At 65.8% G+C, this 13495-nt stretch carries 12 protein-coding genes; 6 read left to right on the top strand and 6 right to left on the bottom strand.

All coding sequences use genetic code 11. From position 1 onward, the window contains the following. Window positions 1-2: 2 nt before the first annotated feature. Genes ABIC51_RS06665 through ABIC51_RS06655 form a run of 3 tightly spaced genes read right to left on the bottom strand, consistent with a single transcriptional unit; the run spans window position 3 to window position 2318 of the window. Window positions 3-896, bottom strand: coding sequence for a DMT family transporter (locus tag ABIC51_RS06665; RefSeq protein WP_060085247.1), 894 nt, complete (start codon window positions 894-896; stop codon window positions 3-5). 7 nt (window positions 897-903) lie between these two features. After that, window positions 904-1692: a DUF2182 domain-containing protein gene (locus tag ABIC51_RS06660; RefSeq protein WP_175853511.1), complete on the bottom strand. Its 789-nt coding sequence runs from the start codon at window positions 1690-1692 to the stop codon at window positions 904-906. A gap of 23 nt (window positions 1693-1715) precedes the next feature. Next, window positions 1716-2318 (bottom strand): DUF1326 domain-containing protein, encoded by a 603-nt coding sequence (locus ABIC51_RS06655; RefSeq protein ID WP_059683480.1) that lies wholly within the window; start codon window positions 2316-2318, stop codon window positions 1716-1718. Between the two features lie 348 nt (window positions 2319-2666). On the opposite strand from ABIC51_RS06655, the gene ABIC51_RS06650 reads away from it, so the two are divergent. Beyond that, window positions 2667-3071: a lysozyme inhibitor LprI family protein gene (locus ABIC51_RS06650; RefSeq protein WP_021159155.1), complete on the top strand. Its 405-nt coding sequence runs from the start codon at window positions 2667-2669 to the stop codon at window positions 3069-3071. 69 nt (window positions 3072-3140) lie between these two features. Here ABIC51_RS06650 and ABIC51_RS06645 read toward each other — a convergent pair whose 3' ends face one another. Both ABIC51_RS06645 and ABIC51_RS06640 read right to left on the bottom strand, forming a co-directional pair. Beyond that, window positions 3141-3788, bottom strand: coding sequence for a response regulator (locus ABIC51_RS06645; protein WP_006483707.1), 648 nt, complete (start codon window positions 3786-3788; stop codon window positions 3141-3143). Continuing rightward, entirely contained in the window at window positions 3785-5893 is a 2109-nt protein-coding gene (locus ABIC51_RS06640; RefSeq protein ID WP_175897976.1) for a PAS domain-containing sensor histidine kinase, read from the bottom strand. Before ABIC51_RS06640 ends, ABIC51_RS06645 begins: the two co-directional genes overlap by 4 nt. Before the next feature lie 322 nt (window positions 5894-6215). Here ABIC51_RS06640 and ABIC51_RS06635 point away from each other — a divergent pair, with 322 nt between their 5' ends. From ABIC51_RS06635 to ABIC51_RS06625, 3 genes are all read left to right on the top strand, one after another. Next, entirely contained in the window at window positions 6216-6686 is a 471-nt protein-coding gene (locus ABIC51_RS06635) for a universal stress protein (protein WP_021159153.1), read from the top strand. Between the two features lie 376 nt (window positions 6687-7062). After that, complete coding sequence (locus tag ABIC51_RS06630) at window positions 7063-7569, top strand: cupin domain-containing protein (protein WP_175897975.1); 507 nt, start codon at window positions 7063-7065, stop codon at window positions 7567-7569. A 185-nt stretch (window positions 7570-7754) separates the two neighbouring features. Continuing rightward, window positions 7755-8780, top strand: coding sequence for a DedA family protein/thiosulfate sulfurtransferase GlpE (locus ABIC51_RS06625; protein WP_175897974.1), 1026 nt, complete (start codon window positions 7755-7757; stop codon window positions 8778-8780). A 150-nt stretch (window positions 8781-8930) separates the two neighbouring features. On the opposite strand, the gene ABIC51_RS06620 is transcribed toward ABIC51_RS06625, so the two are convergent. Further along, entirely contained in the window at window positions 8931-9077 is a 147-nt protein-coding gene (locus ABIC51_RS06620) for a hypothetical protein (protein ID WP_155253148.1), read from the bottom strand. Between the two features lie 260 nt (window positions 9078-9337). Here ABIC51_RS06620 and ABIC51_RS06615 point away from each other — a divergent pair, with 260 nt between their 5' ends. Further along, a complete protein-coding gene (locus tag ABIC51_RS06615) occupies window positions 9338-12190 on the top strand; it encodes a type VI secretion system Vgr family protein (protein ID WP_175897973.1) in 2853 nt (950 codons plus the stop codon). A gap of 25 nt (window positions 12191-12215) precedes the next feature. Further along, window positions 12216-13478 carry a VRR-NUC domain-containing protein gene (locus ABIC51_RS06610; RefSeq protein WP_027791563.1) on the top strand — a complete coding sequence of 421 codons (1263 nt, stop codon included), beginning with the start codon at window positions 12216-12218 and terminating at the stop codon, window positions 13476-13478. Window positions 13479-13495 lie beyond the last annotated feature (17 nt).

Here is a 13495-nt window from a genome sequence, read left to right as displayed (position 1 = left end):
CATCAGCGGCGGCTGCCCGCCTGGCGCGCCCGGGTCGCGAGCACGGTCGCGACACCGCCGAGGATCGCGGCCGATGCGAGCGCGAGCCGCCAGGTCGGCTGTTCCGACAGGAACAGCACGGCGCCGCATGCAGCGATGGGGGGAACGGAGAGCTGGACCGCCGCGGCGCGCATCGCCGTGAGGTGCCGCAGCGCGGCGTACCAGAGCACATAGCCGAGGCCCGAGGTCAGCGCGCCGGAAAGCACGGCGAGTACGGCGCCGGCCGGCGTGACGTGAAAGCGGGCGGCGAGTGCGACGCTCAGCGCGAGCGCCAGCGGCGCGGCGCGCAGGAAATTGCCTGCGGTTGCCGCGACCGGATCGACGGGCCGACGGCCGCGTACCGAATAGATTCCCCATGCGATGCCCGCGGCCGTCATCAGCGCGGCGCCGCGCGGCGTCGGCGCGGCGAGCCCGGGCGACACGAGATACACCAGTCCGCCGAGCGCCGCGCCGAACCCGGCCCAGCCGGTCGCGGCAAACCGTTCGCCGGCGTGCCATCCCGCCGCAAACATCGTCAGTTGCACCGCGCCGAACAGGATCAGCGCGCCGGTGGCCGCGCTGACGGTCAGATACGCAAACGAGAAGCACGCGACGTACACGAACAGCATCGCCGCGGCGGGCCAGTCCGCAGGCGGGGCGGGCCGCCGCGCCCCCGCGCGCGCGACGATCGCGAGCATCAGCGCGCCGGATACGAGACGCAGGCTGCCGAAGCTGGCCGCGTCGATTCGTCCGGCCTGCAGCGCGAGCCGGCACAGCAGCGAATTCGACGCGAACGCGAGCATCGCGATCGACGTCAGCGCGGCGACGCGCATGCCCGGCCTGACATGCAGCGCGAACGTGGAGGCAAGCGGTCGCATCGCGGCCTCACGCGTGGCTGGCAACGATCAGCACGGCCGCACCGAACAACGCGGCGCCAAGCGGCGCGGTGAGTGCCTGGCCCCAGGCCGCATTCTTCTCGAGTGCCATCAACGCGGCGAGCGCCAGCATCCAGCCGAGACTGCCGGCGCCGACGACGAACATCAGCAGCATCAGCGCCCAGCAGCAGCCGACGCAAAAGAGCCCGTGGCTGACGCCGAGCGCAAACGCGTGACGCATCGGCGTGCGGCCACGCCAGCGGCTGATCACGAAACTGAACGGCGTGCGGCAACGATCGAGACAGTGCGTCTTCAGTCCGCTGAACTGGAACGCGCCCGCGAGCGCGAAGACGGCCGCGCCGATCAGCCAGCCGTGCCACGCGAGCGCCGGCACGCGCGCGACACCTGCCAGCACCAGCCCGTGCAGGCCGTGCGCGACGAGGCCGAAACCGCTCCACGTGGCGACGTAGCCGATGCCGACGAGCGCGAGCAGGCGCGTCTGGTCGGGGCGGCTCGCGACGACGCGGGCGAACGCATCGAACAGCGACAACGTCGTCGGCAGCATCATCGCGAGGATCATCAGCGTCCAGCCGGCCGCGTCGAACGCGGCCGGCAACCACAGCGTGCCGCCCGGCAGCGCGCGGCACAGCGCGCTGAACGGTGCGGACAATGCGCTGTCGCCGTGGTCGAGGTAGCGCCCGTACGGGCTGCGCGTCCATGCCCACAGCGTGAGCCACGCGAACGCGACGAGACTCGCGAGCACGAGCGGAAACAGGCGCCGATGCAGCGAAGCAGCCATGACCGTGGGCGTGCGATCGCGCTTCACGCGTCGAACAGGAACGTGCTCTGCAGCGCGTTGTGATTCTTCAGATCGACGTCGATGCCGATCGCCGCGTTCTTCGACCGGTAGACCGGCGCCTTGCCGACGAACACCGGTGCGCCGGGTACCGTCGAGAATACGGTGTCGGTCAGCGTCGTCTGCGCGCCGCTCGGGCCGAGATACGGCTCGAGTTCCGCGTGGTAGTCGGTGCCGATCGACAGTGTGCCGCGTGCCCCTTCGACGTTGAAGGCGATGGGGGCGCGTTCGATCGACACGACCGTGCCGATCAGTTTCGCGAGTTCGGCGATCGGGCCGCCGGCCTGGCCGGTGTAGACCTTCAGCAGCGCCTGCTCCTGCGCGTCGGATGCCGTGTCGCTGACGTAGATCGCGGCCGTCCAGTTGCCTTGCAGGATGTTGCCCGGCACGCGGCACACGGCGGCGATCGTGTTGCCGCTCACGTCGACGCCGTCGACGGTGCCCTTGTCGACATGCCATGCGACGATCGTGTCGCAGACGCCGAAATCCGGGTCCTCGCCGATCCAGCACGGGCAGAGTACGCGACAGTTGCAGACCTCGAGCAGACGGCCTTCCAGGTGATAGCTCATGATTCCCTCCAGGGAGCGACGGCGAAAGCACGTTGGGCCGGGTGGAGGAACCTGACTGACGAGTCGTCACCCCGCTCGGCGATGCGAACGCGAAATGCGCTGAGGAATGCGCGGAAGCGGAGACGGGATGGATGCGATAGCGCGGGCCTGAAGCGGCGTATCGATTTTCCAGTGTAGGTGCGCGGGGCCGATATGCAAGCCGTCGCGGGCGCTGCGATGCCGGCTGACAAGCCGGCGCGCGTGCGCTAGCATCGCGATCGGTATCGCCGCCGCACGGCGGCCGATGCGCGACAGCGCGACAGGCCCGGCACCGGGTTCCACGACTTCAACGAACAACAAGGAGCATCCATGCGTGTCTTGACCGGTTTGCTGTGCGCACTGGCGCTGGCGGCGAACGTCGCCCATGCGCAGGCGAATTGTGCCGACGCGACGGACCAGGCGGCGATGACGGCGTGCGCCGATCGCGCGTACAGGAAATCCGACGGGGAACTGAACCGGATCTACCAGGCCGTCACCGCGCGCCTGCGCGATGCGCGGCCGCTCGCCGACAAGCTCGTGAACGCGCAGCGTGCGTGGATCGCGTACCGCGATGCCGAATGCAGCTTCTCCAGCGCGAACGCCGAGGGCGGCAGCGCGTATCCGATGGTCGTGTCGACCTGCCTCGACGATCTGACGAAAGCGCGCACCGAAACGCTGAAGGGCTATCTGTCGTGCGAGGAAGGCGATCTCGCGTGCCCGGTGCCCGCGAAGTAGGCGTGGTGAGCCGCCCGCGGCCGGGCGCACGGCGCGCGGCCGGCGCACGCCATCCGCTGCCAGACGTCGCTAGACGTCGTCCGTTTCGTCGAGCAGCTTGTGCCGCATCGCGTAGCGCACCAGCGCCGCTTCGTGCGGCATCTGCATCTTTTCCAGGATCCGTGTCTTGTACGTGCTGACCGTCTTCGCGCTCACGCACAGCGCGTTGGCGATCTCGGTCAGCGTCTGGCCCGCCGCGATCCGCCGGAACACGTCGAATTCGCGATCGGACAGCCGCTGGTGCGGCAACGTCTCGGCCGGCTCGTTCAGGCTCTGCGCGAACTGCTCGGCCATCGCGAGGCTCACGTAGACGCCGCCCGACGCCACCTTCGTGACCGCGCCGACCAGCTCGGCGCTCGCGCTTTCCTTCGTCAGATACCCCGACGCGCCGGCACGGAACGCGCGCACCGCGTACTGCTGCTCCGCGTGCATGGTCAGCACGAGCACGCGCAGCGCGGGCTTCTCGTCCTTGATCTGCTTGATCAGTTCGACGCCGTTGCGGCCCGGCATCGACAGGTCGAGCACGAGCACCTGGGCGGGCGTGGCGCGCACGAGCGCGATCGTTGACGGGCCGTCGCAGGCTTCGCCCGCCACTTCGAACCCGGTGGCGTTCTGGAGGATGTGCCGCAGACCGTCGCGTACGAGCGTATGGTCGTCGGCGATGAGCACCTTGATCATGTGATGAGCGTTTCCTGTTGTACGGTGCTGAGCGGGAGTGCGACGGTGATCGAGAAACCGCGCGCGAGCGCGGTGTCGATCGTCACGGTGCCGCCCAGCATGTGGGCGCGTTCGCGAATGCCGATCAGGCCGAACGATTTGTCTTCGTGGGCCGGGCCGCCGGGTGCCGAGCCGCGGCCGTTGTCCGCGACGCGCAACACGCAGAAGCCTTCCTCCACGTCCAGCCGCAGCGCGACGCGCGTCGCATCCGCATGGCGCGCGACGTTCGTCAGCGCTTCCTGGACGATCCGGAACAACGTGGTCGCGCCCGCGCTGGTGAACGTGAGGCCACCCGTTTCGATGTGCCGCTCGACGTCGATCCCGTAGCGGTTCGTGAAATCGTTCGCGAGCCATTCGATCGCCGGCACGAGGCCGAGATCGTCGAGCATCACGGGCCGCAGGTCGGCCGCGATGCGCCGCACCGATGCGACCGTCGCATCGATCAGCCGCCGCATGCCCTGCAGGTGCGACAGCACGCCCGCGTCGGGCAGCGCGCGGCCGGGCATGCGCAGTTGCTGTTCGACCACCGACAGATCCATCTTCAGCGCGGTGAGCTGCTGGCCGAGGTCGTCATGCAGTTCGCGCGCGATGCGGGTCTTTTCCTCTTCGCGCACGTTCTGCAGGTTCGCCGACAGTTCGCGCAATTCCTCGCGCGACAGCTTCAGCGCATTCTCCGCGCGCAGCCGCTCGGTGATGTCGCGCAGCATGACCGTGTAGAGCTTGCCCGACGCGTCGCGGATCTGCGAGATCGATGCCTCGATCGGGAACTCCTCGCCGTTGGCGCGCAGCCCGAACAGCACCCGCTGGCGGCCCATCTGACGTTCGGACACGCCCGTCACGCCGAACTGGTCGACGTGCTTCGCGTGCGCGGCGCGGAACCGTTCGGGGATGAAGCGCGACAGCGGCGCGCCGATCGCTTCCATCGCGGACACGCCGAACACCTGCTCGGCCATCGGATTGAAGATCACGACCGTCTGCTTCTCGTCGATCGTGATGATCGCTTCCATCGACGAACGGATGATGCCCATCATCCGCGCCTCGTTGAGGATGCCGCGGCTGCTCGCACCGGAATCGGCGGCACCGGTGCGGCGCAGCAGTGCGTGGACGAGCATCGCGAACGCGATCGACGCGATCAGCCCGGCGGCGAGCACGGTGCCGGCCGCGCGTTGCGCGCCGGTTGCGCTCGGGCGGCCGTCCGCGGAATAGGCGAGCGCCAGCACGGTGCCGCCGAAGTTCAGCTCGTCGGTGCGCCGCATCAGGTCGGGCGATGCCGACGCCTCGTCGGTCGTCGTTTCGACGCTGACGATCGCACGCCGGTCGCCGCCGGCGGTCATCGACACGTCGATTCCGCGTTCCGCGTCGAGCGCGCGCTCGATCAGGCGACGCGGGCTCAACGCCGCGAACAGCACCCCGTCGGCGGAGGCTTCGCGCGTGCCGGACGGCGGGGCGGCCGCATGCGGCGACGCGGCGACCGGCACGAACAGCGTGAAGGTGCGGGCGTCGCGGGATGTGTCGTCGTCGGCCGGGTGGACGCCGAGCGCGATGTCGCCGGTCTGCAGCGCGCGCGCGAGCGGTGCCGCGTCGGAGGCGCCGAAGCGCACGACGGGCGAATTCGACGCCGGCGCGCTGAGCACCGCGGTCGCGAGCGTGCCGGCCGGCATCGGGTTCGTGCCGGCGAGTGCGGTGCGGGTCGCGGGCGGCAGCGGCGCATAGCCGATCTGGCGAACCGGCGAGCGGCCGCTGTCGAGGTCGAGCGTGTCCACGTACCGGCGCCACTGCTCGGGCGTCATGTCCGGGACGAGGCTGAACGCGCCGCGCGCGCCTGCGAGCACGGCAACGCCGGACTGCAGCTCGTGGCGGAGCATGGCCGTCACGTGCGACGTGCGGCGTTCGAAACGCGTATGGACGGCGCCTTGCCACTGCTCGCGCACGAGCAGCGCGACGCCGAGCGACAGCGCCGCGCCGGCGCACAGCGCAACGACGCCGGCCGCGAGCGGCTGGCGTAACATGATCTGGAGGCGCTTGGGCCCTCGGGCGTCACGCGTCGGGGTTCCACTGGCGGTCATTCGATGGCCATTCTGTTGTCGGGGGCCGCCCCGTGGCACGGGGGCAGCGCAGCAAAACCGGGCAAAACTCGCACCGGCTGCACGCAACGTCTAATTTCAAGATGAAATTGTGCGCGATTTACACGTTTTTTGTAATGGGGTCACTAGAAATTGCGGCAAACGGCGTGAAGCAGCGGGTGCGCCGGCCGCACTTGACGCGCATCAACGGGCGCGTCGGCACGTGGGGCAGACTGTTCGGCAGGCCAGCCGGCACCGGGCCGGGTGGCGATAACGGGCCGCCGTCGCGCGACGCGCGAGGCGTGCCCGGTCGGAGGGACGGACCATGTACAAGCGGATTTTCGTCGGGCTCGACGGCAGCCCGAGCGCGCGTCTCGCGCTGAACGAGGCGATCCGGATCGCGGCGGCGTCGGGCGGTGAAGTCACCTGCGCGTATGTCGTCGAGCACCGGCCGCAGCTCGTCGACGTCGATGCGGGTTTCGCGGCCGAGCGCGATGGCGATGCGGCCGCGACCGATGCCGCGACACCGGTGCTCGACGCTGCGAAAGCGGTGCTCGCCCAGGAGCACGTGCCGGGCACCGTGCGCGCGCTCGACGCCTACGGCGAGGATGTCGCCACCGTGCTGATGCGCACGGCGGCCGAAACCGATGCCGACCTGATCGTGATGGGCACGAGCGGGCGGCACGGCCTGCGCAGGCTGCTGCTCGGCAGCGTCGCCGAATCGCTGCTGCGCGCGGCCGACCGGCCCGTGCTGCTGGTGCGGCACAGCGAGCCGGGCGCGCCGTCGGCTGCGTGACGTACGCGGGCGCGGCGCCGACGCATGGGCGGCCGCGGGCGGCGGCTGTCGCGCGGATTCGCCGGATGACGGCCTGACGAAACGGAAACGCACGACGCGCCGTCCGACGCTCGGCGTGTGAACGCGACGGCCGTTACCGTCGCACCGGCCGGGCGAGGGCGGTACACCCGATGCGCCCCATGGGCGCAATCGCGTGCCCATGGTTGCATCCCGATGCGCAGTTCTGGCAGCATCGGCCGGTGTCCGCTTGTTCGCCGCGCGCATGGCCGCGGCGTTCGACCCAGCGGCATCCGGCGGCATGCGGTCGCGTTCGCGACGGGCGAAGCGATCCGGTGCGCCGGGTGTCCGGTTCCTTACCTTACCGACGTCATCCGCCATGCCGATTTCCGCTACCGACCTGATTCGCCAGTTCGACCTGCAGCCGCACCCCGAGGGCGGCTATTTCCGCGAAACCTACCGTGCGACCGATTCGGTCGTGCGTCCCGCCGACGGCGCGCCGCGCGCCGCGTCGACGGCGATCTATTACCTGTTGTGCGACGGCGCTTACTCGTCGTGGCATCGAATCCGTTCCGACGAAGTCTGGCATTTCTATGCGGGCGATCCGATCGAGGTATGGGTGCTCGACGAGCGCGACGGGTTGACGATCCACCGGCTGGGCAACCCGCTCACGCATCCGGGCACCGTGTTCCAGGCGGTCGTGCGGGCCGGGAGCTGGTTCGGCGCGCGCTGCGCGGCGCCGGAGCACGTCGCGCTCGTCGGCTGCACGGTGGCGCCGGGTTTCGAGTTCGCGGAATTCGAACTGGCCGACGCAGTCGCGCTGGCCGCCGCGTTTCCCGACTACGCGGAACACGTCGCGCGGCTTGCGCAGCGCCCGGACGCATGAGCGCGACGGCGGTGCCGGCAGCCTCCTGAAGCCCGCGCCGAAGGCGCGGGTTCCGCGCGATCGCGGCCAAACCCGTTTAGAATGCCCGTCATGCACTGGTTGGCTGCGGACGTGCCGCGGCGGCCGCTGCCCAGCCGGTCCGACGGCCCTCGTCGCGCGGCCGCATGTCTTCCAGGAGCGCCGCCGTGTGGCACTTTCCCATCGCTATTCCATCGTCGCTCGGCCCGTGGGCCGTGTTCGCGAGCGTGTTGATCACGCAGCTCGGCGTGCCGGTGCCGGCCGTGCCGATGCTGATTCTCGGCGGCACGATGGCGGCAATGGGGCAGGCATCCTGGGTCAGCATGTTCGCGGCGGCGATCGGCGCGACGATGCTGGCCGATTCGCTGTGGTTCTTCATGGGCCGCACGCGCGGCCGGCGCCTGCTGAACGGCCTCGTGCGCTTCTCGCTGTCGCTCGACACCACGCTGCGTTTCGCGCGTAACGTATTCGAAAGGTACGGCGCGCCGCTGCTCGTGCTGTCCAAGTTCCTGCCGGGGCTCGGCCTCGTGTCGGCGCCGCTGCTCGGCACGACCGCGATCGGTGTCGGCGTGTTCCTGTTCTGGGATCTGGCCGGCGCGTCGCTGTGGGCCGCGTTCTGGCTGGTCGGCGGTGCGGCCATTCACGACCAGATCGTCCAGTTCGTGCTGTGGGTGCGCGCGAGCGGCGGCACGATCCTCGACGCGTTCCTCGCGATCTTCCTCACGTTCCTGCTGTACCGCTGGGTGCGTCGCGTGCAGTTCCGCCGTTATCTCGCGCAGGTGCGCATTTCGCCACCGCAGCTCGTCGAGATGATGACGTCGGACGAACCGCCGCTGATTTTCGACGCGCGGCCGAAGGCGATTCGCGAGCGCGAACCGTACCGGATCGCCGGCGCGGTGCCGGTCGATCTCGATTCGCCGGACCTGCTCGACCCCGAATTGCTGAAACGGCCGATCGTCGTCTATTGCGTGTGCCCGAACGAGGCCACGGCCAAGCGCCTGATCGCGAAGATGCAGCGCAAGAAGATGATCCACAACATCCGCGCGCTGAAGGGCGGCCTCGATGCGTGGGAAAAGCACGGCTACCCGGTCGAGCCGATGCCGGCCGATCTCGACGCGTCGCGTTATTTCGTGCGGCCGGAACACGGGGCGCTCGAAGGCGAATATACGGTGCGCGCGACGCTGTCGAAGTAACGCCCGGAGAGGCAGTGCGTGACGAAAACTCCCAATAGCACACCCAATTTCGGGTAGGTAGTCGTCTGCCCCGGGGCGCTCAGAGGCCTCAATCCGAAAACCAAACTCATCTCGTTACGGGATTTGTCGGCGTATAACATTCGCGTTCAGTCAGTTGCATGGGCGCCATTTCAAGAAGATCTTGGTTTCGCCGCCGGTCTGGATCGGAATTTTATCCGTCAGATTGGCGGGCGCGGAAACGTATCGGGCGACAATGTCGAACGAATCGCGGTAGCGCTGGATATCGATCCGGCTCAATAGTGTTCGCGCCCCTGAGCGGGGGAGTCCCCACCTTCTTCGGCACACTTGGTAACAATCGGCGATGACCCCGGCCGGTCGCGCGACGCATGCGGTGCGCGCGCCGCTTTCGGCGGCTCTGCGGAAACGTTTGTCGAGTCGGTAAATATTCCTCAGACTTTAGCTACAATCGCGCGAGAGCGACCTTTCGTCGCCGCCGGCTGACCGTCTGTGTGTTGCTTCTCTGACGGTAGCTCGAACCTGAGAGAAGGACGACAAGAATGGCACTCAGACCACCCGTAATCGGGGACCTGAAGAATCGCGACCTGTACGAGGCCGTTCATCGCGGTTTGTTGCAGCGCGACCGGCTGTTGATGCTGGATACACCACTCGGCAAGAACGCGTTGACCCCGTTGCGGGCGCGCGGATCGTCCGGGATTGGCGGTGACTATCACTGGACTGTAGATGTCGCGTCGCTGCGCGACGATACGGCGCTGCTGTCGCTGATGCATCAGCCCGTCACCCTGTGGATTCAACAGCGTACGGCGCTATACGCAGATTCGGTTTATCGACCCGTGCACGGTTTCGTGCATCAGGTTGGATATTTGGGTGGTGACGGTAGCGTATCAACGTACCAACTTGAATTTTCATCCGCGCTGATTTTTCTGAGCAAGACCCGCAACGATGAAGGGTGGCTCGAAAAGGACGCGCGCGAAATCATTTCCGACGTGTTCAACCGCTATCCGCAGCTGCAGGGGCGGTTCCGGTTCGATCTGACGCGCGAACCTGCGGTGCGCTCATGGTGCCGGCAGAGCGAATCCGATCTTCATTTCGTGTACCGCCTTCTCGAAGATGAAGGCATGTATTTCCGTTGGGTCCACGAACCGACGAAAGAGGGTGAGCCGCCGAAAACGACGCTCGTTATCGTGGACCGCGTATCGTCGCTGCCGGAAGCGAAACTGGCCGAATATTATCGCGGCAATACTGATCACGAGGCGGACGGGTTCACGCAGTGGGCGGTCATGCAGACCATGCAGAGCCTGCGTTATATGTCGCGTGCGTTCGACTATAAGCACCCGACATCCCATTTCCAGACGGAAAGCGCCCTGCAATCCACGACCTACGAAATGGACGGCGGGCGGCAGTCGGAATCACGCAGCATCCCCGTTGCACCGATGACGATCTATCAGCCGACGGCGTACGGCTACCCCGATTCGAACAGCGGCGAGGGGCGTGCGCGGCGTCGTGTTGAAGAGTGGGATTCGCGTGCGCGTCGCTATTTCGGTGTTGGTGGTCTGCGATGGCTCGATGCCGGATCGCGATTCACGTTGGACAATCATCCGCGTCATCCCGATAGCGATCCCAAGAAGCGGGAATTTCTCGTCGTTGAGGCGCGATGGTTCATCGAAAATAACGTGTCGATTGGTCAACTGGCGACGGAATATCCGCGCAGTCTGCGCGCGACGCTGGCCGAGCAGCAGGCAGCACACGGGGCGCGATTCAAGACGCCGGAGCACCCGCAAGACGGAACAGCGGGATTTTTCGTCATCGAGGTTGAGGCGCAAGAGGCGAGCGTCGAATATCGCAGCCCGCTCGCGCATTCCAAGCCGAACATGACCATCGAGCATGCGATCGTCGTGACGCAGCAAGGATCGGAAGCGTGGACGAACGAGCGGAACCAGGTACGTGTGCATTTCGCATGGGACCGCAAGAACCCGGACGGCACGTTCGCATCGTCGCCGCTGCTATCGACCATGCAGGCGGATACGGGCAACGGCTACGGCTCGGTGCACGTGCCACGGGCCGGTGAATGGGTTTTAATCGCCTACTGGGCAAACGATTGCGACAAGCCGTTCATTTTGGGGCGCGTCAACGGCGGCACGACGCCTTCGCAATGGCATTCGAATGTGCTGCTGTCGGGATTCCAGTCGCAGGGGTTCGGTGGCACGGGCGCGTTCAATTCGTTCGTCCACGATGACGCCACAAATCAAAGCGGTACGCGGCTCGTCAGCTATACGGGCAGCAGCTACGCATCGATCGCGCAGGGATACCTGATTCAGCAGAGCGGCAATACGCGCGGGCGATATCTCGGTTCGGGATTGCTGTTGCACGCCGACCATTACGCATCTGTGCGCGGCAGCCGGGGCGTGTCGATCAGCGCCCATCCCGTGTCGCGTGACAGTGATCAACTCGATGTTGACGAAGCGCGTGAACAGCTTACACGCTCAAAAGACCTGCTCGGCAGTATTTCGGACGCAAGTGAACAGCATCAGGCCGAGAGCCTGAAACTCGGTGTCGATGCGCTGACGACGTTCACCGACGCAACGAAGCAGTCGGCATCCGGCGAAGCAACTGGCGGACGTACAGCGGGCGGTGGCACAGGTAACGCCAACGCGTTCGCTGCACCGCTGTTGCTGCTCGGCAGTCCGGCCGGTATCGGTCTGTCTACGCATCAGTCGCTTCACGCGAGCGCCGACCAACAGGCGAACTGGATCAGCGGCCAGGATTCATATTTCGCGGCGGGCGGATCGATGCACGCGGCCGCGATTGATCACCTGAGCCTGTTTGCGCGTAATCAAGGCATCAAAGCCGTAGCTGGCAAGGGCAAGGTCGAAATACAGGCGCAGGACGGCGATCTTGAAATGATCGCGCAGCAGCTTGTGAAACTGTTGTCGGTGGCCGGCCGGATGGAAATCGCAGCCGATCAGGAGCTAGTCCTGTACTGCGGCGGTGCGACGATCCGCATCAAAGGCGGCAACGTCTCGATACACGCACCGGGCAATGTTGACTTCAAGGGCGCGTCATTCAGCTTCGCGGGGCCGGCCAGCCAGTCATACGCGATGCCGCAGTTCAAACCGTCGTATCAGGCGCAATACGTCCTCAAAAGCGAGAACGACGGCACGCCGATGATTCGACACGCCTACGAAATGAAACTGCCATCGGGACGAACCGTGCTCGGCCATACGAACGATCTAGGCGAGACAGTGCCGGTTTTTACGCCGAGTGCACAGAGTGTGAGCCTCAAGGCGTTCGAGCAAGAAAAGCAGGATGTCGAGCCGTGGAAGTATGCAGGTGGTGGAGAGCCTGATATTTGGGCCGATTACCTGAAGGTTGACCCTGACGAGCGCACGTGAGTGCCGACGATACTTGGAGAACAAAATGGGCGGATCACTTCAACCGGCAGGCGCGTGCGAGACGATCAAAGAGCGCGTACCTGAGTACGCATATTTGCCGCCGGGAACCAAGGGATATTTGCAGGAAAAGGTCGAGAAAGCACTGAAAACGGCGGAATACGTTCCCGTCAAGTTGCGCGATGGATCGATCGTTCACCGGTTGCTCATGCAGTCCGCGATGAGTGTGCCGATGATCATCGAGGAAGAGTTCAAGTGGAAGTGGATATTTAAGTACAAGGCCGAAGTCAGCTTCGATATGACACCGGCAGATGCAATGATCGGTGGTATTCCTATTCCGTTCCTAAGTAACGAGAACCCCTACGGGGCGGAACGTCGCCGCAGTTTGAATCCATTTCCACCGGGGGCAACTGTCGGCCTGCTACGACGTCCTGATGTAATCATTGTTGATAAGGAAGCGATTCTTTGGCCGGGGCGTGGGACGATTGATCGCGAGGGCGGCCGCCATGTTCCGAATTTGTTGCGGCTTGTCGAAGTAAAGTTTCCGGGGGACTCTTTGGGTGAGGCTCAGCAAGAAGCCTATAAGCTGATCGCTGGTGACTACAAGAATCGCATGACCGTGATCGACGTGACCGATTGCAACGGTGAACTACAAAAGATCCCCAAGCCCGCGCCCGTTCCCGCACCGAAAACCAACGATGAGAAGGAGCGGCAGACTGTACCCATCCGCAGTGTTCCCGCTGTCCCGCACCATGTCTGGTATGAGGACTGGTGGCAAAAGGCGCACGAGTTCGGCGAAGAGGTCGAACATGCGGTCGCCCCTGTCTGGGATGCTGTTCATCGTGGATATTCATACGTGTCTGCTGAAACCAGTGCGTTCCTGCATCAGCATGCGGCGTGGATGTTTACGGCGGGTCAGTGGGTCGCTGACAAGGCACATAGCGCTTGGGTATGGGTTGACGAGAAAGGGCACGAAATATTCCGCTACACGGCTGCGCAACTCAAGGCCGGATGGGAGGCAATTGTGCAAATGACCGATATGACGTGGGATGTGCTCACGCATATCGATTGGGCGCAGGTCGGCGTGACGATGCTGAAGGGGGCCGCGATAGCGGTAGCCATTGTGGTCGGCGTTGCGATCGTGATCCTGTTGTTGCCTGAGTTGATTGCGATATTTGCTGCTCTGTGTGCGATTATCGCGGCTGGCGCGGAAGCTGCCGCGGGCCTGGCTGCGGCGCTTGGCGTAGTGCTTGGCGGTGGGAGTGCAGTAGCAGCGCTGGCTGCGAACTGACTGAATTTATGCCCGAC

Source organism: Burkholderia sp. 572, assembly GCF_040545135.1.
Classification (GTDB): Bacteria; Pseudomonadota; Gammaproteobacteria; order Burkholderiales; family Burkholderiaceae; genus Burkholderia; species Burkholderia cepacia.
Note: the sequence above shows the minus strand (reverse complement) of the source record. Positions and strands in the feature narration are given on the sequence as shown.

What these genes read in the sequence shown, in the direction of transcription:
- ABIC51_RS06665 (WP_060085247.1), bottom strand. Translation starts at nt 896, where the DNA reads ATGCGACCGCTTGCCTCCACGTTCGCGCTGCATGTCAGGCCGGGCATG.
- ABIC51_RS06660 (WP_175853511.1), bottom strand. Translation starts at nt 1,692, where the DNA reads ATGGCTGCTTCGCTGCATCGGCGCCTGTTTCCGCTCGTGCTCGCGAGT.
- ABIC51_RS06655 (WP_059683480.1), bottom strand. Translation starts at nt 2,318, where the DNA reads ATGAGCTATCACCTGGAAGGCCGTCTGCTCGAGGTCTGCAACTGTCGC.
- ABIC51_RS06650 (WP_021159155.1), top strand. Translation starts at nt 2,667, where the DNA reads ATGCGTGTCTTGACCGGTTTGCTGTGCGCACTGGCGCTGGCGGCGAAC.
- ABIC51_RS06645 (WP_006483707.1), bottom strand. Translation starts at nt 3,788, where the DNA reads ATGATCAAGGTGCTCATCGCCGACGACCATACGCTCGTACGCGACGGT.
- ABIC51_RS06640 (WP_175897976.1), bottom strand. Translation starts at nt 5,893, where the DNA reads ATGACCGCCAGTGGAACCCCGACGCGTGACGCCCGAGGGCCCAAGCGC.
- ABIC51_RS06635 (WP_021159153.1), top strand. Translation starts at nt 6,216, where the DNA reads ATGTACAAGCGGATTTTCGTCGGGCTCGACGGCAGCCCGAGCGCGCGT.
- ABIC51_RS06630 (WP_175897975.1), top strand. Translation starts at nt 7,063, where the DNA reads ATGCCGATTTCCGCTACCGACCTGATTCGCCAGTTCGACCTGCAGCCG.
- ABIC51_RS06615 (WP_175897973.1), top strand. Translation starts at nt 9,338, where the DNA reads ATGGCACTCAGACCACCCGTAATCGGGGACCTGAAGAATCGCGACCTG.
- ABIC51_RS06610 (WP_027791563.1), top strand. Translation starts at nt 12,216, where the DNA reads ATGGGCGGATCACTTCAACCGGCAGGCGCGTGCGAGACGATCAAAGAG.